The organism is Bradyrhizobium sp. USDA3516 (assembly GCF_057651995.1).
This window is the reverse complement of the sequence record NZ_JBYGYN010000001.1, coordinates 973,783-997,730: the sequence shown is the minus strand read 5'-3', so window position 1 is coordinate 997,730 and position 23,948 is coordinate 973,783. Positions and strand designations below refer to the sequence as shown.

General features: G+C 66.0%; 18 protein-coding genes. 3 read left to right on the top strand and 15 right to left on the bottom strand.

Annotated elements, in window-relative coordinates; all coding sequences use genetic code 11:
- Positions 1-248: 248 nt before the first annotated feature.
- Together AC24YW_RS04800 and AC24YW_RS04795 are read left to right on the top strand one after the other, a co-directional pair.
- Complete coding sequence (locus AC24YW_RS04800) at positions 249-1,709, top strand: sensor histidine kinase (protein WP_487481628.1); 1,461 nt, start codon at positions 249-251, stop codon at positions 1,707-1,709.
- A complete protein-coding gene (locus AC24YW_RS04795; protein ID WP_487481627.1) occupies positions 1,706-4,675 on the top strand; it encodes a bifunctional [glutamine synthetase] adenylyltransferase/[glutamine synthetase]-adenylyl-L-tyrosine phosphorylase in 2,970 nt (989 codons plus the stop codon). Before AC24YW_RS04800 ends, AC24YW_RS04795 begins: the two co-directional genes overlap by 4 nt.
- On the opposite strand, the gene AC24YW_RS04790 is transcribed toward AC24YW_RS04795, so the two are convergent.
- From AC24YW_RS04790 to AC24YW_RS04770, 5 genes are read right to left on the bottom strand one after another with little or no spacing between them, the layout of a single operon-like run.
- Positions 4,650-4,883: a formate dehydrogenase subunit delta gene (locus AC24YW_RS04790; protein WP_487481626.1), complete on the bottom strand. Its 234-nt coding sequence runs from the start codon at positions 4,881-4,883 to the stop codon at positions 4,650-4,652. The genes AC24YW_RS04795 and AC24YW_RS04790 overlap by 26 nt on opposite strands.
- On the bottom strand, positions 4,873-5,700 hold the full coding sequence (fdhD, locus tag AC24YW_RS04785) for a formate dehydrogenase accessory sulfurtransferase FdhD (RefSeq protein ID WP_487481625.1): 828 nt from the start codon (positions 5,698-5,700) through the stop codon (positions 4,873-4,875). Before fdhD ends, AC24YW_RS04790 begins: the two co-directional genes overlap by 11 nt.
- Positions 5,701-5,704: 4 nt before the next feature.
- Positions 5,705-8,578 carry a formate dehydrogenase subunit alpha gene (fdhF, locus tag AC24YW_RS04780; protein ID WP_487481624.1) on the bottom strand — a complete coding sequence of 958 codons (2,874 nt, stop codon included), beginning with the start codon at positions 8,576-8,578 and terminating at the stop codon, positions 5,705-5,707.
- A 10-nt stretch (positions 8,579-8,588) separates the two neighbouring features.
- Positions 8,589-10,145 carry a formate dehydrogenase beta subunit gene (locus tag AC24YW_RS04775; RefSeq protein WP_487481623.1) on the bottom strand — a complete coding sequence of 519 codons (1,557 nt, stop codon included), beginning with the start codon at positions 10,143-10,145 and terminating at the stop codon, positions 8,589-8,591.
- Positions 10,142-10,618: a formate dehydrogenase subunit gamma gene (locus tag AC24YW_RS04770; protein ID WP_487481622.1), complete on the bottom strand. Its 477-nt coding sequence runs from the start codon at positions 10,616-10,618 to the stop codon at positions 10,142-10,144. Before AC24YW_RS04770 ends, AC24YW_RS04775 begins: the two co-directional genes overlap by 4 nt.
- Before the next feature lie 225 nt (positions 10,619-10,843).
- Here AC24YW_RS04770 and AC24YW_RS04765 point away from each other — a divergent pair, with 225 nt between their 5' ends.
- A complete protein-coding gene (locus tag AC24YW_RS04765) occupies positions 10,844-11,737 on the top strand; it encodes a LysR family transcriptional regulator (protein ID WP_487481621.1) in 894 nt (297 codons plus the stop codon).
- A gap of 189 nt (positions 11,738-11,926) precedes the next feature.
- On the opposite strand, the gene AC24YW_RS04760 is transcribed toward AC24YW_RS04765, so the two are convergent.
- The 10 genes from AC24YW_RS04760 to AC24YW_RS04715 form a co-directional block, all read right to left on the bottom strand.
- Positions 11,927-14,257 (bottom strand): PAS domain-containing sensor histidine kinase, encoded by a 2,331-nt coding sequence (locus tag AC24YW_RS04760; RefSeq protein WP_487481620.1) that lies wholly within the window; start codon positions 14,255-14,257, stop codon positions 11,927-11,929.
- A 226-nt stretch (positions 14,258-14,483) separates the two neighbouring features.
- Positions 14,484-15,857 (bottom strand): cation diffusion facilitator family transporter, encoded by a 1,374-nt coding sequence (locus AC24YW_RS04755; protein WP_487481619.1) that lies wholly within the window; start codon positions 15,855-15,857, stop codon positions 14,484-14,486.
- A 256-nt stretch (positions 15,858-16,113) separates the two neighbouring features.
- Positions 16,114-17,082: a zinc-binding dehydrogenase gene (locus tag AC24YW_RS04750; protein WP_487481618.1), complete on the bottom strand. Its 969-nt coding sequence runs from the start codon at positions 17,080-17,082 to the stop codon at positions 16,114-16,116.
- Positions 17,083-17,107: 25 nt separating this feature from the next.
- The gene (locus AC24YW_RS04745; RefSeq protein WP_487481617.1) at positions 17,108-18,103 is read right to left on the bottom strand and encodes an NAD(P)H-dependent flavin oxidoreductase; all 996 of its coding nucleotides are present in this window, start codon (positions 18,101-18,103) and stop codon (positions 17,108-17,110) included.
- Between the two features lie 294 nt (positions 18,104-18,397).
- Positions 18,398-19,060 (bottom strand): hypothetical protein, encoded by a 663-nt coding sequence (locus tag AC24YW_RS04740; protein WP_487481616.1) that lies wholly within the window; start codon positions 19,058-19,060, stop codon positions 18,398-18,400.
- Positions 19,061-19,111: 51 nt separating this feature from the next.
- Entirely contained in the window at positions 19,112-19,309 is a 198-nt protein-coding gene (locus AC24YW_RS04735) for a hypothetical protein (RefSeq protein ID WP_198399686.1), read from the bottom strand.
- A 194-nt stretch (positions 19,310-19,503) separates the two neighbouring features.
- Positions 19,504-20,907 carry a hypothetical protein gene (locus tag AC24YW_RS04730; RefSeq protein WP_487481615.1) on the bottom strand — a complete coding sequence of 468 codons (1,404 nt, stop codon included), beginning with the start codon at positions 20,905-20,907 and terminating at the stop codon, positions 19,504-19,506.
- A 558-nt stretch (positions 20,908-21,465) separates the two neighbouring features.
- Positions 21,466-22,248 carry a fumarylacetoacetate hydrolase family protein gene (locus AC24YW_RS04725; protein WP_487481614.1) on the bottom strand — a complete coding sequence of 261 codons (783 nt, stop codon included), beginning with the start codon at positions 22,246-22,248 and terminating at the stop codon, positions 21,466-21,468.
- A complete protein-coding gene (locus AC24YW_RS04720; RefSeq protein WP_487481613.1) occupies positions 22,248-23,267 on the bottom strand; it encodes a 2-dehydropantoate 2-reductase in 1,020 nt (339 codons plus the stop codon). The genes AC24YW_RS04725 and AC24YW_RS04720 overlap by 1 nt, the downstream gene beginning before the upstream one ends.
- 103 nt (positions 23,268-23,370) lie before the next feature.
- Positions 23,371-23,799, bottom strand: coding sequence for a CBS domain-containing protein (locus AC24YW_RS04715; RefSeq protein ID WP_487481612.1), 429 nt, complete (start codon positions 23,797-23,799; stop codon positions 23,371-23,373).
- Positions 23,800-23,948: the final 149 nt, after the last annotated feature.

Below are 23,948 nucleotides of genomic sequence, written 5' to 3'. Positions count from 1 at the left end.
CGCAGGCTCCGTCCGGTGTCCGCATGGCCCGAGCTTGCGGGGATTTAACTTGGTTCCGATCGAGTGCCCCTTTAACGTTCCGCGTGCGCCTTATCACGTGTCGTCACGGATACCTTTCGCGTTGCTCGTTCCACAAGGACCTGGGCGCAGGTGTGCCAATCTATAGGCTATGTTATTGTAAACAAAGCGAAATACGTGAGTGTCGATGCCGTGATGGCGATGCGTGGTTGAAACTGGACCCATGATCCGTGACGGCATTCGGTAAACTCTTCCGCACCACGGCGTTCCGGCTGACGCTGGTCTATCTGCTGCTGTTCGCGATGTTCGCGGCCTCGCTGCTGGCCTATTTCGCTTGGAACACGCGGCGGCTGATTACCGAGGAGATCACGCAGACGGTCAATGCCGAGACCTCGGAGATCAACGAGATCTACAACCGCGGCGGCATGGTTCGCCTAGTGCGCACGATCGAGTATCGGGCACTGCGGCCGGGCGCCAATCTCTACCTCGTGACCACGCCGACGGGCCAGGCGATTGCCGGCAATGTCGGTTCGCTGGCGCCCGGCGTGATGGCGACGCGCGGCTGGTCGGAGACGGCCTACCGGCGGATCGAGGATACCGATGACCGCGATCATCGCGCGCTCGTTCGCGTCACCGAATTGGAGAACGGCTTCCGGCTGCTGATCGGCCGCGACCTGGCCGAGCGGCGGCGCCTGTTCGGCATCGTCGCCAAGGCGGCGCAGTTTTCGGTCCTGATCGTCGTCGTGCTCGGCCTCGGCGGCGGCATCTTCGTCGCGCGGCGGGTGCTGAGGCGCATCGACGCGATGACGGGCACGGCGCAGCGTATCATGACCGGCGATCTCAGCGAGCGCCTGCCGGTGGGACGCAGCGGCGACGAGATCGATCGCCTCGCCGAGAACCTCAATGCCATGCTCGAGCGGATCGAGGCGCTGATGGCGGGGCTGAAGGAGGTTTCCGACAACATCGCCCACGACCTCAAGACGCCGCTGACGCGGCTGCGCAATCGCGCCGAGGAGGCGCTGGCGAGATCGGGCGGCGAGGCGGATTATCGCGCGGCGCTGGAGCGGACCATCGAGGAATCCGACGGGCTGATCCGGACCTTCAACGCGCTGCTGATGATCGCGCGCGCGGAATCCGGCCAGGCGCGCGGCAACATGGACGACTTCGACGCAGCGGAGGTCGCGGAGGGCATCCACGAGCTCTACGAGCCGCTCGCCGAGGACGACGGCATGACGCTGAAGGTCAAGTGCGAGCCGACACCGGTTCATGCCAATCGCGAGCTGATCAGCCAGGCGCTCGCCAATCTTGTCGAGAACGCGATCAAATACGGCAAGCCCGCGGCACAGGCGGCGGGAACCGTGGTCAACATGGACGCGCGGCAGATCACGGTCGAGGCGAGACGCGAAGACGACAAGGTGCTGCTCAGCGTCACCGATCGCGGCCCCGGCATCCCCGAAGCCGACCGCAAGCACGCCGTCGAGCGATTCGTCCGGCTGGAGGCCAGCCGCACGCTGCCGGGCTCGGGCCTCGGGCTCAGCCTCGCCGCGGCGGTTGCGACGTTGCACGGCGGCGAATTGCGCTTGGGCGATGCCCATCCCGGCCTCATCGCCACGCTCGTGCTGCCGGCGCGCGCGGGTGCCGGCGACAGGGTTGCTCCGCCAATACCGGATGTGCCACAGAAGGTGGCATGAACCACGCCGCGCCGGGAAACGCGGACAAGCATGGTGAGAGGCTGGCCGCACGCTTCGCGGAGGCTCCCCATATTGCCGCTTCCGCAACCGACGAACGCCGTTTCGAAAGCTGGCTGGCCGGGCTCGACCCGGCACAATCGGCCCGTCTCGAAACGCATCTCGGCCATCCCTTCGCCCGCGAGATCCTGACCGGGATCGCGGAATTCTCGCCCTATCTGTTCGATCTGGTGCGCGCCGATGCCTTGCGCCTGATCCGGCTGCTCGAATGCGATCCGGATGCGCATCTGACGGCGCTGATCGCGGAGGCGCGCAGCGCGGTGCTCGCGGCCTCGGATGAGGCCGAGGTGATGCGGCTGCTCCGCCGCATCAAGGCTGAGGCTGCGCTCCTGATCGCGTTGTGCGACATCGGCGGTGTCTGGCCGGTGATGCGGGTGACGGCGGCGCTGACCGATGTCGCGGTGTCCTCGGTGCAGGCGGCGCTGCAATATCTGCTGCGACAGGAAGCCGCACGCGGCAAGCTCTCGCCGCCCAATCCGGAGGCACCCGAAGAGGGCTGCGGCCTGATCGTGCTCGCGATGGGCAAGATGGGCGCGGGCGAGCTGAACTACTCCAGCGACATCGATCTCATCGTGTTCTTCGATCCCGACGCGACGACCCTCGCGCCCGACATCGAACCGCAGCCGTTCTTCGTCCGCGTGACGCAAGGCATGGCGCGCATCCTGCAGCAGCGCACCTATGACGGTTACGTCTTCCGCGTCGATTTGCGGCTGCGGCCCGATCCGTCCTCGACGCAGGTGGCGATCTCCAGGGACGCCGCGCTGAACTATTACGAGCGGGAAGGGCGTACCTGGGAGCGTGCCGCGATGATCAAGGCGCGCGCCTGTGCCGGCGATTTCGGGGCGGGCCAGGCGTTGCTCGCCGAGATCGCGCCGTTCGTCTGGCGCAAGCATCTCGACTTTGCCGCACTTGCCGACGTTCACGACATGAAGCGGCAGATGCAGACCTATCGCGGCCAGAGCGAGATTTCGGTCGAGGGCCACAACGTCAAGGTCGGGCGCGGCGGCATTCGCGAGATCGAGTTCTTCGCGCAGACCCAGCAATTGATCGCCGGCGGCCGCCATCCGCAATTGCGGGTGCGGCCGACGCTGAAGGCGCTCGACGTGCTCGCCTCCAGCAGCTGGATCAGTGTGGCGGCGCGCGACGAGCTGGCGACCGCCTACGAATTCCTGCGCCGTGTCGAGCATCGCCTCCAGATGATCGCCGACGAGCAAACCCACACGCTGCCGGAGGACAAGCAGGCGGTCGAGCGCTTCGCATGGTTCTTCGGCTATCGGAATCGCGAGGCCTTTGCGCGCGACCTCTTGCACCAGCTCCAGATTGTCCAGGGCCATTACGAAAAACTGTTCGAGGGCGACGACCCCACCGGCACGGCGAGGCTGCCGGCGCTCGACTACGGTGCGGGCCCCGATGATCCGCGCCTGCTGCAGCACCTCGCGACGCTCGGCTTCAAGAAGCCCGCCGCTGTCGCGCAGACGGTGCGCGACTGGATCACCGGCGACTATCGCGTCTTCCGCGCTGAGGCGACGCGAAGCGCCTTCGTCGAGTTCGTGCCGGCCTTGATCGACGGCCTTGCCCATGCCGAAGAGCCGGATCGCGCCGTCGTCTCGTTCGATCATTTCCTCGGCGCGCTGCAGCGCGGCGGCCGGCTGATCACGCTGCTCGGCCAGAACCGCGATCTCGTCGCGTTGGTGGCGCTGGTGCTGGGAGCCGCGCCGCGGCTCGGCGACATGCTGGCGCGGCAGCCTCAGCTGATGGATGGCCTGATCGATCCGCGCTTCTTCGGGGCCATGCCCGACAGGCAGGAATTGTCCGGGCGGCTGGCCGCCACCGTGCAGGACGCCGGCTCATACGAGGAGTTCCTCGATCGCCTGCGCCTGTTCGGGCAGGAGAGCCTGTTCCTGATCGGCACGCGCATCCTTTCCGGCACCGTCTCGGCGCAGCAGGCGAGCACGGCCTTCGCCGACGTCGCGGAGGGTATCGTCCATACCGTGCACGGCCTGGTCGCCGATCGCTTCGCCGCCCAGCACGGCCGCATCAAGGGCCAAGAGACCGCGATCGTCGCAATGGGCCGGCTCGGGAGCCGCGAGATGACGGCCTCGTCCGATCTCGACCTGATCCTGCTCTATGATTTCGACGGCGAGCATCCCGACTCCGACGGGGTGAAGTCGCTTCACGGCGCGCACTATTTCGCCCGTTTCACCCAGCGCCTGATCAGCGCCTTCACGACGCGCACCAATTACGGCGTGCTCTACGAGATCGACATGCGGCTGCGGCCCTCGGGACGCGCAGGTCCGGTGGCTTCGAGCCTGGTCTCTTTCGCGGATTACCAGGCCAACGAGGCTTGGACCTGGGAGCATATGGCGCTGACGCGTGCGCGCGTGGTGTCGGCTTCGCCCGAATTTCGGATGCGGATCGAGCGCGTCATCCGCGATGTCCTGACCCGCCGCCGCGATCTCGCCATCACCGCCAACGACGTCGCCGACATGCGGCGTGCGATCGCGCAGGAGAAGGGCGAGGCCGATTGCTGGGATCTCAAGCATGCCGCCGGAGGCATGGTCGATATCGATTTCATCGCGCAATATCTCCAGCTCGTGCACGCCCACGACAAGCCCGAGATTCTCGACGTCAGTACCATGCAGGTGCTGGAGAATGCCTGCAGGATCGGCGTGCTCGCGCAATCGGAGACGGAGATCCTGCGGGCCGCCTCGCGGCTCTATCACGACCTCACGCAGATCCTGCGGCTCTGCGTCAGCGAGCGCTTCAAGCCGGAAACCGCCGGCACCGACCTGCAGCGCGTCATGGCGCGCGCCGGCGACGCGCCGGACTTCTCCTCGCTGGAGGCGCGGGTGAAGGAGACGCAGAGCGAGGTGCGGCGCGTGTTCAGGGCGCTGCTGGAAGGGTCATAGACTGCTTCAGCGCGGTGATGGCCTCGCGCACGTTGGGCTCCAGGCCCGCACCGCCCGCATCGAGATGGGCGAAGATCGCGCGCTTCATGCGAGGGTCCCAGAACTTCTTGATGTGCTCGGCAATGCCGGGCACGGCCTTGTCGGAGCCTTGGCTGGCAAAGAACTTGCCGATCTGGTTGGCCATGTAGATCAGGCGGTCAGGCGACATCGGCAACCTCCGTGGCATGGTGCGCGACGACCCGGCCGCCATGTGAAAAAACCTCGAACCCGTCCTGCCGCGCGATCGCGATCAGCGTGATGCCGGCGGCTTCCGCCGTGCGCACCGCGAGGGCGGTTGGCGCCGACACGGCGACCATCACCGGCGCGCCGATCGCGGCGGTCTTCTGTACCATCTCGACCGAGACGCGGCTCGTCAGCAGGACCATGCCGCCGCGCGGTTCGTTGCGGCTGCGCGCCAGGGCGCCGGCGAGCTTGTCGAGCGCGTTGTGGCGGCCGACATCCTCGCGCAACGCGACGATGGAGCCGGCAGCGGACCAGAACGCGGCGGCGTGAGCGGCGCGGGTCTGCAGATTGATCGATTGCAGCGGCGCGATGGCCTGCATCGCCGCCATGACCTGCTCGGGCGTGAAGGTCTGCCCGTCCGGAACGATCGCCGCGGGCCGCACGGCTTCGGCGATGGACTCGACCCCGCAGATGCCGCAGCCGGTAGGACCTGCGATGTGGCGACGGCGCTGGTTGATGCGCGCGGCATCTTCCGATGCGAGCCATATGCGCAGCTCGATGCCCTCGTCGAGGCGGACCACTTCGAGCGAGCGGATGTCGTCGACCGACTTGACGATGCCTTCGGTCACGCTGAAACCGACCGCAAAATCCTCCAGGTTCTGCGGCGTCCCCATCATGACGGCGTAGGTGCCGCCATTATAGGTCAGCGCCAGCGGCGTCTCCTCCGGGACGAATCGCGTCCCTTCCGACGCCGCGCCGTTGCGCCAGATGTCGCGATCGATGGCCTGGGTCGCTACGTGCATGCGCTTACTCCGCGGCTTCGGCCGGCACGATGCGGCGGGATTGGCGCGCCTGCGCATCATAGGCCTTCTGCCAGTCGGACGGGCCGTTCGAGGGCGAGACCTGCACCGCCGTGACCTTGTATTCGGGGCAGTTGGTCGCCCAGTCCGAATAGTCGGTCGTGATGACGTTGGCCTGCGTGTCCGGATGGTGGAAGGTGGTGTAGACGACGCCGGGCGCGACGCGGTCGGTGATCTCCGCGCGCAGCGTGGTCTCGCCGGCGCGGCTCTTCAGCCGCACCCAGTCGCCGTCGCGCACGCCGCGCTGCTCGGCATCATGCGGGTGGATCTCGAGGCGATCCTCGGCGTGCCAGACGACGTTGTCGGTGCGCCGCGTCTGCGCGCCGACATTGTACTGGCTGAGGATGCGGCCGGTGGTGAGCAGCAGAGGATAGCTCGGGCCGGTGCGCTCGTCGGTGGCGACATATTCGGTGACGACGAACTTGCCCTTGCCGCGGACGAAGCCGTCGATATGCATCACCGGCGTGCCCTCGGGCGCCTTGTCGTTGCAAGGCCACTGCACCGAACCGAGCTCGTCCAGCTTGGCATAGGAGACGCCGGCGAAGGTCGGCGTCAGCGCCGCGATCTCGTCCATGATTTCGGAAGGGTGGCTGTAGCTCATCTCGAAGCCCATCGCCTTGGCAAGGCCGATCGTGACCTCCCAGTCGGCGAGGCCGTTCTTCGGCGTCATCACCTTGCGCACGCGCTGGATGCGGCGCTCGGCGTTGGTGAAGGTGCCGTCCTTCTCGAGGAAGCTCGAGCCGGGCAGGAAGACGTGGGCGTAGTTCGCGGTCTCGTTCAGGAAGAGATCATGGACGATGACGCATTCCATCGCGGACAGTGCCGCCACGACGTGGCTGGTATTGGGGTCGGACTGCAGGATGTCCTCGCCCTGCACGTAGATCCCCATGAAGGTGCCTTCGACCGCGGCGTCGAACATGTTGGGGATGCGGAGGCCCGGCTCGGGGTTGAGCTTGACGTTCCAGAGCGCCTCGAACTGGTCGCGCACGGCGTCGCCCGATATATGGCGGTAGCCGGGCAGCTCGTGCGGGAACGAGCCCATGTCGCAGGAGCCTTGAACGTTGTTCTGGCCGCGCAACGGATTCACGCCGACGCCGGGACGGCCGATATTGCCCGTTGCCATCGCGAGATTGGCGATCGCGATCACGGTGGTCGAGCCCTGGCTGTGCTCGGTGACGCCGAGGCCGTAATAGATCGCGCCGTTGCCGCCGGTCGCGTAGGTGCGGGCTGCCTTGCGCAGATCCTTCGGATCGACGCCGGTGAGGATGGCGGTCGCTTCCGGGCTGTTGTTCGGCTGGGCGACGAAGGCGGCCCATTCCTCGAACTCGCTCCAGTCGCAGCGCTCGCGCACGAAGGCTTCGTTGACGAGCCCTTCGGTGACGATGACATGCGCCAGCGCGGTCATGACCGCGACGTTGGTGCCGGGCATCAGGGGCAGGTGCAGTGCCTTCACATGCGGCGATTCCACCATCTCGGTGCGGCGCGGATCGATCACGATCAGCTTTGCCCCCTGGCGCAGCCGCTTCTTCAGACGCGAGGCGAAGACCGGATGGGCAGACGCCGGGTTGGCGCCGATCACGACGACGACGTCGGTGTCCTCGACCGAGTCGAAATCCTGCGTGCCGGCGGAGGTGCCGAAGGTGGTGGCAAGACCATAACCGGTCGGCGAATGGCAGACGCGGGCGCAGGTGTCGACATTGTTGTTGCCGAAGCCGGCGCGGATTAGCTTCTGCACCAGATAGGTCTCCTCGTTGGTGCAGCGGGAGGAGGTGATGCCGCCGATGGCGTCGCGGCCGTATCTCTTCTGGATGCCGCGCATCCTGGCGGCGGCAAAGGAGAACGCCTCATCCCATGACACTTCGCGCCAGGGATCCTCGATCCGCTCGCGGATCATGGGCTTGAGGATGCGCTCCTTGTGATTGGTATAGCCCCAGGCGAAGCGGCCCTTGACGCAGGAATGGCCGCGATTGGCCTTGCCGTCCTTGTAGGGCACCATGCGCACCACTTCCTCGCCGCGCATCTCCGCCTTGAAAGCGCAGCCGACGCCGCAATAGGCGCAGGTGGTGACGACGGAGTGCTCGGGCTGGCCGATCTCGATCACCGACTTCTCGGTGAGCGTCGCGGTCGGGCAGGCCTGCACGCAGGCGCCGCAGGAGACGCATTCGGAGCCGAGGAAGCTTTCGCTCATGCCGGGCGAAACGCGGCTGTCGAAGCCGCGTCCGGAGATGGTCAGCGCGAACGTGCCTTGCACCTCCTCGCAGGCGCGGACGCAGCGCGAGCAGACGATGCACTTGGAGGGATCGTAGGTGAAGTACGGATTGGACTCGTCCTTCGGCATCCAGTTGTCGTTGGTGCAGCCGTTCGTCTTGGCGAAGACGTGATTCTCGCCCTCATACCCGTAACGCACGTCGCGCAGGCCGACGGCGCCCGCCATGTCCTGCAATTCGCAATCGCCATTGGCGCCGCAGGTGAGGCAGTCGAGCGGATGGTCGGAGATGTAGAGCTCCATCACACCCTTGCGCAGCTTCTTCAGCCGCTCGGTCTGGGTGTGCACGACGAGGCCAGGCATCACCGGCGTGGTGCAGGACGCCGGCGTGCCGACGCGGCCCTCGATCTCGACGAGGCAGAGGCGGCACGAGCCGAACGCGTCGACCATGTCGGTTGCGCACAGCTTCGGGATCTGATGGCCGGCGTCCATCGCCGCGCGCATGATCGAGGTGCCCTCGGGCACCGTGACCTCTCTGCCGTCGATGGTCAGCGTCACCATCGTCGTGGATTTGGAAGCCGGCGTGCCGTAGTCGATTTCTTCGATCAGAGACATTGTCGTTCTCCTATTCCGCGGCCTGCAACGTGGTCGGCGCCGGGACAAAATCCTCCCGGAAGTGCTTCAATGCACTCAGCACCGGGTAAGGCGTGAAGCCGCCGAGTGCGCAGAGCGAGCCGAACTTCATGGTGTTGCAGAGGTCCTCGACCAGCGCGATGTTTTCATGGACGCGCTCTCCTCTCATGATCTTCTCGATGGTCTCGACGCCGCGGGTCGAGCCGATCCGGCAGGGCGTGCACTTGCCGCAGGATTCGACGGCGCAGAACTCCATGGCGAAGCGCGCCTGCCTGCGCATGTCGACGCTGTCGTCGAACACGACGATGCCGCCGTGGCCGATCAGGCCGTCGCGTGCGGCAAAGGCCTCGTAGTCGAACGGCGTGTCGAACAGCGCACGGGGGAAATAGGCCCCTAACGGCCCGCCGACCTGCACGGCGCGGACCGGGCGGCCGCTGAAGGTGCCGCCGCCGATGTCGTCGACGAGCTCGCCGAGCGTCACACCGAAGGCGGTCTCGAACAGCCCGCCGTGGCGGATGTTGCCGGCGAGCTGGATCGGCATCGTGCCGCGCGAGCGGCCCATGCCGAAATCGGCATAGGCGTTGGCGCCCTCGACGAGGATGAAGGGGATCGCGGCGAACGACAGCACGTTGTTGATGACGGTCGGCTTGCCGAACAGGCCGTGGTGCGCCGGCAGCGGCGGCTTGGCGCGCACGATGCCGCGCCGGCCTTCGAGGCTTTCCAGCAGCGAGGTCTCCTCGCCGCAGACGTAAGCGCCGGCGCCGACGCGGACTTCGAGATCGAAGGTTTGCTTGGAGCCGCCGATGTTGGTGCCGAGATAGCCGCCGCGCTTGGCCGCTGCGATGGCGGCGTTCATGGCCTCGACCGCATGCGGATATTCGCTGCGGATATAGATGTAGCCCTTGGTCGCGCCGACGGTGAGGCCGGCGATGGTCATGCCCTCGATCACCAGAAAGGGATCGCCTTCCATGATCATTCGGTCGGCAAAGGTGCCGCTGTCGCCTTCGTCGGCGTTGCAGACGATGAACTTGCGGTCGGCCTTGACCTGCGCGACGGTCTTCCACTTGATGCCGGTCGGAAAGCCCGCGCCGCCGCGGCCGCGCAGGCCCGATGCGGCGACTTCGGTGAGGACCGCATCCGGGCCAAGCGACAGAGCCCGCGCGAGGCCCTTGTAGCCGCCATGGGCGCAATAGTCGTCGAGCGAGCGCGGATCGATCACGCCGCAGCGGGCGAAGGTGAGGCGGGTCTGGCGCTTCAGCCAGGGAATCTCGTCGGTCGCTCCTAACCGCAGGAGATGCGGCGTCTTGCCGGCGAGCGCATCGAGCAGCGAGGGCACGTCGGCCGCGGTGACGGGGCCAAAGGCGATGCGTCCCTGCGGCGTTGCGACCTCGACCAGCGGCTCCAGCCAGTACATTCCGCGCGAGCCGGTCCTGACGATTTCGATGGCAACGCCGTGATTGGCGGCGGCCTGCTCCAGCGCCAGCGCGACCTCGTCGGCACCGACGGCGACGGCGCCGGCATCGCGTGAGACGTAGACACGCATGCTCATCGCTGCGCCTCCGCAACCAGCGCATCGAGGCGCTTCTGGTCGAGCCGGCCGATCAGGCGGCCGTCGAGCATTGCGGATGGCGCGCTCGCGCACAGGCCGAGGCAGTAGATCGGCTCCAGCGTCACGCGATCGTCGGCCGTGGTGTTGCCGAGCGAGACACCGAGCTTCGCCTCGGCCTGCGCCGCCAGCGCATCGCCGCCCGCAGCCTGACAGGCCTCGGCGCGGCACAGCTTCAGCACATGGCGGCCGGCGGGTTTGTGGCGGAAGTCATGATAGAAGGTGAACACGCCATGGACTTCGGCTCGCGACAAAGCGAGCGCTTTCGCCACCATGGGAATCGCCGCCTCCGGCACGTAGCCGAACGCCTCCTGCAGGGCATGCAGGATGACCAGCGTCACGCCCTCCTGGTTGGCATGTTCGGCGATGATCTCTGCGCCGCGCGTCTCGTTCCAAGGCTCAAAAACCGCAGTCATTCTTCGTTCTCAACCAGAGCGTTTCCTTCGCCGCAAACTAGTTGGAATCATTCGCAGATCAATAAAGCTGTCCCGTGCTGCGATTGCGGATTCCGATCGATTTGCAACCGCGATTGATCGATACGGATTGGCAATGAAAGTTGGATCCGGCTGCCGGTTTTTACGTGTTGGTGCAGGTCCGGCGTGCTAGCCTGCACGCCAGATGAAATTCGAGGGGACGATCGGTTGATCGACAAGCTTGAACTATTGCTGGCGCTGGCGAAGGAGCGGCATTTCGGACGCGCGGCCGAAGCCTGCGGCGTGACGCAACCGACGATGTCGACCGGGCTCAAGCAGCTCGAGGAAATCCTCGGCGTGATGCTGGTCCAGCGTGGCTCGCGCTTTCAGGGTTTTACGCCCGAAGGCGAGCGGGCGCTGGACTGGGCGCGGCGGATCGTCGGCGATGCCCGCGCGATGCGCGACGAGATCAACGGGCTGAAGCATCAGCTCTCCGGCGAGATCCGCATCGCAGCGATCCCGACCGCGCTCGGCATGGTCGCCGCGCTGACGACGCCGTACCGTGCCAAGCATCCCGAGGTGCGCTTCCGCATCCAGTCCACCACCTCGTCCGAGGTGCTCGGGCTCTTGGAAAATCTCGAGGTCGATGCGGGGCTGACCTATATCGAGAACGAGCCGATCGGCAAGGTGCGCACCATCCCGCTCTACAACGAGAGCTATCGCCTGCTCACCGCGCCGGACGGGATGTTCGGCGATCGCGAGACGGTGACCTGGACCGAGGTCGGGCAGGTGCCGCTGTGCCTCTTGACCCCCGACATGCAGAACCGCCGCATCATCGACCGCGCATTGCGATCGGTGGGCGCGGAGGCGACGCCGACGTTGACCTCGAACTCGCTCCTGGTGCTGTTCACGCATGTCAAGACCGGGCGCTGGGCGAGCGTGATGCCGGCTAAGCTCGCCGAGACGCTCGGCCTGTCCGACACCGTGCGGTCGATTCCGATCGTCGATCCCGAGGTCAATTACAGCATCGGCCTGGTGATCCCGCAGCGCGATCCCATGACGCCGCTGATCGCAGCTTTGGTCAACGTCGCGCGCGAAGTCGCGCCGACGCTGCAATCGTAGGGGTCAGGGCGGAAGGGCCCGAGCAAGCGCCTCGTCCTTCGAGACGCCTGCTTCGCAGGCTCCTCAGGATGCGGCTCTGTGCGATCCAAACTGCTTTGAAATTGCCGCAGCATACTCCGTCCTCATCCTGGGGGCCCGCCGCAGGCGGGCGTCTCGAAGGATGGCAGCAGGCGAGCTGCTCGCGCCGCCTCAAGCTGCAGCCGGTATCCCCGCCCCCGCCTTCACCGCGTCGCGCGGCAGGGTCACGCGCACTACGGTGCCGACGTCGATCTTCGAGCGCAGGCGCATCGAGCCGCCGTGGAGCTGCGCCAGCGAGCGGGCGATGGCAAGGCCGAGGCCCGAGCCGTGATAGGTCTTGGTGAGCTGACTCTCGACCTGCTCGAAGGGGCGGCCGAGCCGCGCCAGCGAATGCGGTGCGATGCCGATGCCGGTGTCGGCGATCATCAGCACGATCCTGTCGTCGAGCTGCCGGCTGCGCACCACGACGCGTCCGCCGTCGGGCGTGAACTTCACCGCGTTGGAGAGCAGGTTGACGATGATCTGCTTGGTGGCGCGGCGGTCGGCGACGACCGAGATGGATTTTGCGATGTCGGCATCGAGCGTCAGGTGCTTGTCCTGTGCGCGGCCGGTGACGACCCGCAAGGATTCCGCCAGCGTCTGCGCGAGGTCGAGCTCCTCCATGTCGAGCTTCATGCGGCCGGCCTCGATCTTGGACATGTCGAGGATGTCGTTGATGACCTCGAGCAGATAATGGCCGCTGGTCAGGATGTCCTGGCAGTATTCCTGATACTTCTCGCTGCCGAGCTCGCCGAACATGCCCGAGCCCATGATCTCGGAGAAGCCGATGATGGCATTGAGCGGCGTGCGCAGCTCGTGGCTCATATTGGCGAGGAATTTCGACTTGGTCTGGTTGGCTTCCTCGGCGCGGGTCTTCTCGCGCTGGTACTTCTCGGCGAGGTCGGCGAGCTCGACGGCCTGGCGCTCCAGCGCGGCCTGCGAGCGCTTGAGGTCGATGACGGTGGCGCGCAGGCGCAAATCGTTGTCGACCAGCTTCTGCTCGTGCTCCTTGATGCGGGTGATGTCGGTGCCGACCGAGACGTAGCCGCCGTCCTTGGTACGGCGCTCGCTGATGTGCAGCCAGCTGCCGTCGTCGAGCTGCGCCTCGAAGGTGCGCGCCCCCGGGCCCTGGGCCGCGGTCTCGTTGTGGCGGGTGCGCACCTCCGGCATGCGGCCGACCTCGAGCACGGTCTCGTAGGAGGTGCCGGGGATGACCGCTGTCTCGGGCAGCTTGTGCAGGCGCTGGAAGTGCGAGTTGCAGAGCACCAGGCGGTCGCTCGCATCCCACAGCACGAAGGCCTCCGGAATGGTCTCGATCGCGTCGCGCAGGCGAAGGTCGGCTTCCACGGTCTTTTCCGCGAGGCTCTTCTGCTCGGTGATGTCGACGGCGATCCCGATCAGGTGCACGCTGGAATCGGTCGCCCCGCGCGTCTTCTCGCAGCGGACGCGGAGCCAGATCCAGTGGCCGTCGACATGTTGCATGCGGAAGGTCTGGTCGATGTGGTCGATCTTCTCGGAGATGAGCTGGTCGGCGATCGCGAACAGGTCGATGTCGTCGGATTTCACCAGCGCGTTGACCTCGCCGAAGGTGAGGAGCTCGTGACGGCCGTCGAGGCCGAGCATCGAGAACATCGACTGCGACCAGAAGATCCGGCCGCGCGACAGGTCCCAGTCCCACAGCCCGCAGCGGCCGCGGTTGAGCGCGGTGTCGATGCGGCCGCGCACGGCGTCGTTGATGAGATCGCCTTCGCGGGCGCGGGTCGACTGCCAGTGGAAGGCGAAGCCGAGGATCAGGACGACGAATCCGGTCGTCGCCGACAGGGTCACCGAGAGCGCGGCGTCCGAGCCCCAGATCGGCTCGTTGCGCTCCTGGATCACGGTGACGAAGCCGGGCAGCGACTTGATCTGCCGCGAAGTCGCCATTGCGGCATTGCCGCTCGGCAGAGTCATGTCGGAGACGTTGGCATCGCGGGGCGGCGCCGCGATCAGCTGCGCAGTCGTGATCGCATCGAGCAGGCGGTCGTTGCCGGCAGCGTCGCTGTCGGCCGGGATGCGGGCGAGGATGCGGCGGTCGATGCCGGCGGAGGTGACGATGATGTGGCGCCCCGAGGCCGTGGCCCAGGACGGAACGAGATCGGGCAGCAGCGTCGGCAGGCTCTCGATAGTCTTGAGCCGCTCCTGCCGAACCGAGGTGAGGCGGTCGATGCGCTCGGCGAGCAAATCGGCGAGGGCCGAAATGTCGTGGCGGATCACCAGCCGCTTCTGGCGCGTCTGATCCACCACCTGCACGAAGGCGCCGAGGCAGATCGTGATCAGGAAGGCGATGATGAGCGTCGGCACGGCGCGACGAAGCGCCGGCTCCGCGATCAGGAGCCGGTGATAGGCAGGTTTCGCGATCGATTGCGCCAATCCCTTGATCGAATCGGATTGGACGCACGCGTTCGCGGCGTCTGCACGCGACATGCCTTCGGCCCCCTGAAAACCAGCTTGCAACTGAAGTCCGGAAGCAGCCCCACATCGCTTCCGAATCACACCGATTTGAATCCAGTTTTCGCGGGCTGTCGAGAGTCAACGAATCGTTAACGCGAAATTATTCTTATCCAACATGGAGTTTGTGCATCGCGCGTCCGCAAACGCACGGGTGCAACGAGTCCGAAACGAGAACGTGTGACTCGCCGCGCATTCTTCGTCACGCCCGCGGCGGCTCGGCATGGCTGATGACGCGCTTCACGCTCGGGAACGCGCGCCGCAACGCACGCTCGATCGCGTCGACATGCTCGTGCACCTTGATCACGCTCATCGACGGTGTGGCGCGGCAGTGGAAGTTGACGATCTCGCCGGCGTCGGTGTTGCGGACCCGCACATTGTGGATGTCGTGGATCTCGCTGCCGGCGGCATATTCCGTCAGCGCGGCGGCGATGGTCCGCACCCGGTCCGGCGTGGCATCGACCCCGAACGGAAGTTCCGGTTCCAGCGGCTCGATGTGAACGTCGACCTCGACGTCCTCGCCGAACTCCTCCTGGATGTTGCGCTCCAGCGTGTTGGCGATGTCGTGCGCGGCCTCGAGCTGCATGTCGGCATCGACCTCGAGGTCGATGCTGACGATCAGCTTGGCGCCCAGATCGTGCACCGTGACGTGGTGCACGGCGAGGGCGGAATTGCGCGCAATCACCATGATGCGGTCGCGCACGGTCTCGTTGTCGCGCGCGACCGGCACTGCGGCGAAGGTGAGGTCGGAATCGCCGAAAGCCCTGGCGACGGCGGCCTGCGCGTTGCGCTTGATGTCCTCGACCCGGTCGATCGGATAGGTCCGCGGCACCTTCGCTATGGTGTCGATGAAGGTGGTCGCTCCGACCATGCGCACGCGCAGGCGTTCGACGTCGATCACGCCCGGCACGCTCCGGATCGCGGCTGTGGCCTTTTCCTGCGCCCCTTCGGGAGCGCGATCGACCAGCGTCTGCACGGTCGAGCCGGCCATGCGCAGGCCGAGCGCTGCGATCATCACGGCAACTGCTGCGGCCGCCGCGGCGTCGCCCCACCAGAAGCCGAGGCCAGCCAGGATCAGGCCCACGATCACGGCGAAGGAGCCCATCACGTCCGAGGCGAAATGCAGCGCGTCGGCCGCTAAGGCCTGGCTCCTGGTCTCCCGCGCGGCACGGTCCAGGGCGCGGGCGCGCCAGAGATTGACGGCGATATCGATCACCAGCACGACGAACGGCACGGCCGTGATGGTCGGCGGCGGGGTTCCCTCGCTCAGCCGGCTATAGGCCTCGACCAGGATGCCGCCGGCGAGCACGTAGAGCAGGGCGGTGACGCCCAATGCGGAGATGCTTTCCAGCTTGCCATGGCCGTAATGGTGCTCCTCGTCCGCGGGCTTGTCGGAGACCCGCACCACCGCCCAGGTGATGATGGTCGCAACCAGGTCGATCGAGGAATGCAGGGCCTCGGAAATCAGCGCCAGCGAGCCGATCGCGATCCCGACCGCGAACTTGGCCGCCGCCATGCCGCCGCTGGCGAAGATCGAGATGGCCGCGACCGAGGTTTTGTCGTGCTGGGAGGTCATGGCGGGGGATTTAGCAGCCCGGTGTGGGACATCAAGCGATGATCCACAGAACCAGTCGCGACTGAGTTGCAGGAGAGCTGTTGCGAATGCTTCCGAATTGAATGCCTGCTTGCGCCACTCGCTCCGTCATGCCCGGGCTTGTCCCGGGCATCCACGTTCTTCGTGCCACCTCGCAGAGACGTGGATGGCCGGGTCAAGCCCGGCCATGACGAGTGGAGAGAGACGATGCCCCCTCGTTCTCGCCCACTCTGGCCCCCTACACCGTCACCACGATCTTCCCCAAATGCTTGTTCGCTTCCATGTGCTCGAACGCCTGGTCGATGTCGTCGAACGAAAACACCTTGTCGATCGGCAATTGCAGTCTCCGCGCCTCGACCGCGCCCCAGATGTCCTTCCTGACCTCCGCAAAGATCTCGCGCACCTCCTCGATGGTGCGGGTGCGGAAGGTGACGCCGACATAGTCGATGCGGCGGGCCGCATGCAGGTCGAAATTGAAGTCGGCGTGGGTGCCGCCGAGGCGGCCGACATTGACGATGCGGCCCTTGATCTTCGTCGCGGCGAGGTTCTGGCTCGCGACCTTGCCCGAGACCTGGTCGATGATGAGATCGACGCCTTCACCGTTGGTCGCCTTCAGCACCTCGTCGGCCCATTTCGGATCGGAGCTGTCGACGGCGAGGTCGGCGCCATACTCCTTCAGCCGGCCACGGCGATAGGCGTCGGTGGACGAGCCGATCACGAGTTTTGCGCCTTTGAGCCTGGCAATCTGCATCGCCATCAGCCCGACGCCTGAGCTCGCGCCTTGGATCAGCACGCTCTGTCCTGCCTGAATGCCGCCAACGGTGACGACGGCGTTGTGCATGGTCGCGAGCGCGACGGGGAGGGTGGCGGCCTCCTCGAAATTCATGTTGGATGGCGCGTGGAATAGCCGGCCGTGATCGGCCAGCGTATATTCGGCAAACGCCGCACCGCCCGATCCCATGATGCGGTCGCCGATCTTCACGCCCCTCGCGTCGGGCCCGAGCTCGGCGACCTCGCCGGCCCATTCCATGCCGAGCACGGTGCCGACGCCGCCGGCCGCGCCATGGGCGTGGCCCTTGCGCATGCCGGTGTCGGCGCGGTTGAGACCACAGGCGCGGACGCGGACGAGCACCTGCGTGCCCTTCGGTTTCGGTTGAGCGACGTCGGAAATCCGAGCGCCTTCAGGGCCGTAAATGTAGGCTTTCATGCAATATTCTCGCGTCTTGCAGTGACTATTCCGCTGCTTCACGTTGCGGCTGAACGATCATCCCTTCCAGCCGGCTGCGAATGATCGCCTCCGCCTCGCGCACGATGCGGGAGACGAGCTCGGCACAGCTCGGGATGTCATGGATCAGGCCCTGCACCTGGCCGGCCGACCAGATCCCTTCGTCGGAATTGCCGGTGGCATAGACCATCTTGCCGCGGGCACCAGCGACGAGCTCGCGGATGTCCTCGAACTTGGCGCCTTCCTTCTCCATCGCGACGACCTTGGTCGAGACGGCGTTCTTGGCCACGCGCGAGGTGTTGCGCATGGTGCGGAAGATCAGCTCGGTCTCGCGCTCGTCATTGGCGACGATCTTCTCCTTGATGGACTGATGGATCGGGCTCTCCTTGGTGGCCATGAAACGGGTGCCCATGTTGATGCCCTCGGCTCCCAGCGCCAGCGCCGCAACCAGGCCGCGGCCATCGGCAAAGCCGCCCGAGGCGATCATCGGGATCTTGATCTTGTTGGCGGCGGCGGGGATCAGGATCAGGCCGGGCGTGTCGTCCTCACCGGGGTGGCCGGCGCATTCGAAGCCGTCGATCGAGATGGCGTCGACGCCCATGCGTTCGGCCGAGAGCGCGTGACGGACGCTGGTGCATTTGTGCACGACCTTGACGCCGTGCTTCCTGAACTCGTCGACATGCTCCTGCGGCTTGTTGCCGGCGGTCTCGACCACCTTGATGCCGCTCTCGATGATCGCGGCGCGGTATTCGGCATAGGGCGGCGGCTTGATCGCCGGCAGGATCGTGAGGTTGACGCCGAACGGCTTGTCCGTGAGGTCGCGGCAGCGGGCGATCTCCTTGGTGAGATCCTCGGGCGTCGGCTGGGTCAGCGCCGTGATGAAGCCGAGCGCACCGGCATTGGCGACGGCGGCGACCAGCTCAGCGCGTCCGACCCATTGCATGCCGCCCTGAACGATGGGGTGCTGGACGCCGACGAGCTTGGTGAACCGTGTCTGCAACATGATCTGTTTCCCCCCGCGCCCGCGTGGCGCTCTGTTCTCGGTTGATGGCGGCAGGATGCCGCCGGGGGTGGGAAAAGTCTATTGCACCGCCCGGCGGGGCGACCATGCGGAAGGCGAGGAGTTCCGCGAGGCGGATAATTGGGCTCATACTCTCTGAGGTGCGCGCTCAGGATGGCGGTCGTAGATGGTGCTCGCTGCTTCAACCCGTCATTGCGAGCGCAGCGAAGCAATCCAGGCTGTCTCCGCGGCGGGATTCTGGATTGCTTCGCTGCGCTCGCAATGACGGTAGAGTTGCTACTTCGCCGACAGCCGCACCATCTGGCGTCCGCCGTTGATTTCCCTGAGGCTGTTGACGAAGTTTTCCGGGCGCTGCCAGCGATGGGGCACCTTCAATCCCATGAACTCCGCGATGTCGCCGATGAAGCCGGTGCAGTTGATGGTCTCGGCATTCCAGACCGGAGAGCTGGCCTGCAACTCCTTGATGTAGGCGAACACGCGCTTGGCGTCGGCTTCGTTCAGGTAGACCCGATAGCTCGCGGTCAGGTATTCCGGATCGAGATCGCCGTAGCTGGCGCCGGTCTCGGATGGCACAAAGGTGATGTGACCGAGCACGTAAGCGAGCGTGTCGCCGGCCGGCGTCAGGCCCGCAACCTCGACGGCCTTCTCACTGGTTTTGCCGTACCAGACGAAGGCATGGCCCCAGCTCGCAGCCGTGCGGGCGCGGAAGTCGACGTAGTAGGGGCCTTTCTCCGCACGCGCGACCGAGCGCCGCGTCGATTGCGGCTGTGGCCGCGAGGCGGTGTCGGTCGTCGCAAGCGCATTCGCATCGGCAACGCGCCTGTCGGTCTGCTTGTCGGTCTCATGGGCCGAGGCCGAGGGCGTCGTGCACGAGAGCATGGCCGCAAGAGCGAAGCCCGCGAGGATGCAGGATCCCGATCGACCGGCTTTGTTCGTCACGCTATTCCCCTCGACCATCGGTCTCTAATGCGGCGCGTCCTTTGCTGCGCGTCAGTAGCGCGCGGCGACCGGGCCCGGCGCCTTGCCGATCGGGGCCTTTCCAATCGGGCTCTTGCCAATCGGCATCTTGCCGATCGGCGCCTGCTCGCCCGGATAGGCTGGCACGGGCTGACGGCGCGGCAGATCCGCAGCGTTTGCAGCCGTCGCAAAAGCAAGCGTGGCACCCAGAGCAAATACAATCTTCTTCACAGCGATACCCCTAGAAGGTTTGGTCCAAACACGGTCATGCCGTGCCCCCAGACACGCCTCCCAAAAGGGCGACCGAATGCGACGACAGTGCGGCAGGCACGGGACATGTTGGCGGCATTGATCGGGCGCGCGGAAATGTGATGTGTCTGGATGTTTCCGAGCGCGACCGATGCTGCGGCCGGTCGGCGAAAGATTCACCCGATCCGGTTCAAGCTGTTCCTGATCGTCGCGAAGATGCCGCCGATGTCCTTGCGAAGTGCATCGAGCGCGTTGAAATTCTCGAAGACGCGGGCGAGGCGGTCTTCGACCTCGCGCTTGCTCTTTGTCAGCATGTCGAGGCGCGAGGCCAGCGTCACGCCGGCGCTCGCCTCGATCTCGCTGACGGTTTTTTCCAGGAGATCGCGGGTGGCGCCGACCTCGGCGATCATGGCCTCGATGCCGAACACCGGCGCCTTGAGCGGGATGAGATCGGCCTGCGACTTCGACAGCTCGGCCTTGAAGGCGTTCAGCGTCGCCAGCGTCTCCTGCAGCGCGCCGAGGCGCTGGCGCGACTGCAGCACGAAATCGTTCAGCGCGTTCTGGCGATCGGCCAGCGTCTTGCCGTCCGCATCGGTCTCGACATCGGCGAGCGCGCGCGCGAGCTGGGCCTGGCGCTGGCCGAGCTCCTCGAAATCGAGCCGGATGGCCTTCAGGATGTTGAAATTGTCGTCGATGCGGGCGAGGCGCTGCTCGATCTCGGTCTTGTTCTTCGACAGCGTCTCCACACGGGTGGGAAGCGGCGCTTCGCCGCCCTCGAGCCCGTCGAGACTCTTGGCGAGGCTGTCATGGCTGAGGCTGAGCTCGCCGATCAGGGCGTTGATGCCGGCCTCCGTCGACCGCAGCGGCGCCAGCTCCGCGTGAGATCTCGCCAGATCCTCCTTGTACCGGTTGAGCGTCGCAAACGTCTCCTGGACCGTGCTCACCCGTGTCAGCAGCGTTGAGACGTCCCGTGCGATGTCCTTGAGCCGGTCGGCGAGATTGTTCTTGCGGTCGTCGGTCTCGAGGTCGTGCAGGGAGCGTTCGAGCTGGTTCTGGCGGTCGCGGATCTCGGTGAAAACAGGCTCGATGGCACGGCGCTGCTCGGCGACCTTGCCGACCATCTCGCGCAGCTCCTGCTGGCGGCGGCGGATTTCGGCGAGCTGGTCGTGCATGTCGGTGGATTCGTTGCGGCCCTGCTGGAGCAGGGCGCGCCGTTCGGTCTCGCCCAGCTTGTCGTGGAGGGCGGAGACCGCTTCCCGGGGATCGCTCTCGATCAAATGCTGGACGGTGGCATCGAGGTGGTTCTGCAGGGCGTGGGCGACCACGACGTCCTCGCGGGTCTTCCTGAGGCGGTCGCGGAGCGTCTTCACGCTGCGGTCCTGCCGCGAGTGCTGCCAGGCGGAGCCGGCGATCAGTGCCAGGGCAAGGATTGGGATTGCGCCGGAGGCAATGCGCTGCGGCACGGACAGGCCCGCGAACCAGGCGGGCAGGTGGGCGACGTCGTAACCGAACGCCTGCTGGGCAAACACTGCGATGACGGCGAGCAGGGCGACCCAGGCAACCAGGAAAAACAGCCACATCGTGAATTCCTCACGCCGGCGCACAATATCCTGTGTTGCTATTGAAGAGCGGAACCGAGATCAAGAGGCCGGGGCGACGCGGGACGTTTGTGGCCGGACGATCCACAGCCGGCTCGGGCCCGGGGCGTGCGGGGAGGAAGCCGGATTATGCCGAAATTCGGCTTGATGCTGACAGGGGGGGCGCGCTGTGCTTGCCCAGAGGGCGAGCGGCGCCGGATTCCGCCAACGCCAGGCGCTGCGGACAGATCCCAAGATGGCTCGCACGTCGCTGTGCCGGCCCGCTTGCACCCAGGCCAGCCGCCAGCGCCAAGACGAACCAACCTGCCCCGGGGCTATTGCTTGCCGAGCAAGTTCGACCGCATCTTGTCGGCAAACCAGACCACGAAGATCGCGGCGAACGAGAGAGCGAAGTACAGCACCGTCCACAGAAGTGCGTTGCCGGCATTCGACATGTGCATCCTCCCTTGCATCAGAAATTGATTTTTGCCGGAAGGATAGCGTCTGCCGCGACGGCCGATTTGCGCGAGATCAATTTTGCTGCGCTGCGGCGGCGAAAGATTACAGCCGAAACTCGTTGGTGAGCTCGCCGATGCCGTCGATCGCAACGGTGACCGTGTTGATGGACTCCTTCATCACGCCGACGCCGACCGAGGTGCCGACCGCGATGAGGTCGCCCGGCAGCAGGGTCATGTCGTGGGAGATCCTGCTCACCAGCTCCTGCGCGCTGAAGATCATGTCCGAGATCGGGTAGTTCTGCCGCTCAGCGCCGTTGAGGATGGTGCGCACGGTGAGTTTTGCCGGATCGAGAGCGGTCGCGATCACAGGACCAAACGGGCCGTAATCGTCGATGCCCTTGGCGCGGGCCCATTGGGCGAAGGTGGGGTCGCGCGTCAGGATGTCGTTGGCGGTGATGTCGTTGACGCAGGTGTAGCCGAAGATGAAGGCATCCGCTTCGCCCGGCGACACGCGGGCGCAGGCCTTGCCGATGACGATGCCGAGCTCGCCCTCATAGGTCGTCTTGCCGTCGTAGTAAGAGGGGCGGCGGATCACGGCGCCGGGTGCGGCGATGCTGGTGGTGGCCTTGAGCAGGTACAGCGGCTCCGGCGGTTGGGGCTGGTTCAGCTTGGCCGCGAGCGCGTGGAAATTATTCCAGAGCGCGACGATCTTGCTGGGCGCGCAGGGCGCAAGCAGCTCGACCTCCGACAGCGCGAGTGTCTTGCCGGTGCTGGCATTGCGGCCGAACATCTCGCCCTCGTGCACGGTGATGCCGGAGGGCGTCAGCGTGCCGAAGCCCGTCGTGCCGGCATGGCGGAAGCGCAGCCATTTGGTCACGCTCGTCATCACGCCACCGCCAGTGCGCGCGGATCAGCCGGTGTCGAGACGCCGTCATAGAGACCGGCGATGCGGGCGCGCTGCGTCACCATGGCCAGCACCGAATCGAGCGCGGGCGTCGGGATGCCGGTGAGCCGGCCCATCTCCTGCACCACGGTGACGAGCGGATCGATCTCCATCGGGCGGCCGCGCTCGAGGTCCTGCAGCATCGAAGTCTTGTGCGCGCCGACCTTGCGCGCGCCCTCGATGCGGCGCTCGACGTCGACGCGGAACTTGACGCCGAAGCTCTCGGCGATGGCTTGCGTCTCCACCATGATCGCGCGCGACAGCGCGCGCGTAGCGGGATCGGTGCAGATCACGTCGAGCGTGGCATGGGTCAGTGCACTGATCGGATTGAAGCAGACATTGCCCCAGAGCTTCAGCCAGATCTCGTCGCGGATGCGGTCGAGCACGGGAGCTTTCAGGCCGGCGGCGACGAAGAGATCGGCGAGGCGCTGCACGTCGGAGGTGATCTCGCCCGAGGGTTCGCCGAGCGGAAAGTTGTTGCCGTAGACGTGGCGGATCACGCCTGGCGCCTCGATCTCGGTGGCGGGATAGACGATGCAGCCGATGGCGCGCTCGGCCCCCAGCTCGCGCCACTGCCGGCCGCCGGGGTCGATGCTCTCCAGCGTCGCGTTCTCGTATGGGCCGCCGTGCTTGTAGAAGTACCAATAGGGAATGCCGTTGACGGCGGTGACGATGCGGGTGTGAGGTCCGAGCAGCGGCTGCATCTTTTCGATTACGCCGGTGATCGAATGGGCCTTCAGCGTGATGATGATGAAGTCCTGCACGCCGAGATCGGTGGGGTCATCGGTGCAGCGCGGATGCACGGTGTGCGTTTCCTCGCCCGCGAGCAGCGTCAGGCCGCGCTCGCGCATGGCGGCAAGGTGCGCGCCGCGCGCGATCAGGCTGACGTCGGCGCCCGCGCGGGCGAGCTGAACCCCGAGATATCCGCCGATCGCGCCGGCGCCGTAGATGCAGATCTTCATGAAGTCCTCGCGAGCAGAGACCGGATTTGGGGACGAAAGATCCGGTCCGGCTCGGAGGGATCCGAGCCGGGGCCGGTAGTCGCAGGGGGAGCTTTGCCGCTTTTTAGGCTGCCGCTTGCGGCGCGCCGTTGAGAGCCTCGTCAACGGCAGCGGCGATGTCGCGCATGCTGATGACGGAGACGAGGCTGTAATCGTCGATCACGGGCAGATGGCGGATGTGATGACGGTTCATCAGATGCCGGACGTGCTCGATCGTATCGGTGGAGGTGCAGGACACCAGCTGCTGCACCGACACCAGCTGGGAGACCTTGACGTTGACGGCGCCCGCGCCGTGCTCGGCGACGGCGCGCACCACGTCGCGCTCGGTAAACATGCCGACCGCGGTGTTGCCCTCGGAGCGGACCACGTCCTTGACCACCAGCGCGCTGATATTGTTGGCGCGCATCAGCTTTGCCGCGATTCCCACGGTTTCGTTCATACGCACCGTGACAACGCGCGGCGTCTTCTTGCGCAGAATGTCTCCGACCAGCATTGCAACCTCCCTGGGTGAGTGGTGAGGAAGTGTGGTATACATAATGCCAATCGTCAAGCGCTGGATTTGGGGGATCCGAAAAATCTTGCGACAGGCGTACTGACGTTATCGCCGCGATAAAAAGAAAGGGGCGCATCGCTGCGCCCCTT